The following is a 246-nucleotide window of genomic DNA, read 5'->3' as shown; positions in this document are numbered from 1 at the left end:
CATCGCCCCCATGAAAAAACGCCTCGAACCCGTTTCGCGCGCTACCGCCGTGCCTGTCGACACGGCCGGACCGGCCGACGCCCGGAGCGCGCCCGCGCCCACGCCCGCTGCCGGCGTGCGGCGGAAAAAGGCGCAGGAGCAGGTGCGCGCGCAGCTGCTGGAAGCCGCGTCGGACATCGCGACCGGTCAGGGCGTGGCCGCGCTGACGCTCGATGCGGTCGCCGAGCGTGCGGGCGTGACCAAAGG

General features: G+C 74.0%; 1 pseudogene. It reads left to right on the top strand.

The features are described from left to right. Positions 1–10: 10 nt before the first annotated feature. Positions 11–246, top strand: a pseudogene (locus tag SB751_RS34045) (TetR/AcrR family transcriptional regulator); the annotation flags it as partial.

This window comes from Cupriavidus sp. SIMBA_020 (assembly GCF_046535395.1).
Lineage (GTDB): Bacteria > Pseudomonadota > Gammaproteobacteria > Burkholderiales > Burkholderiaceae > Cupriavidus > Cupriavidus campinensis.
The sequence above is the reverse complement of the archived record's forward strand: the minus strand, read 5'-3'. Positions and strand labels throughout refer to the sequence as shown.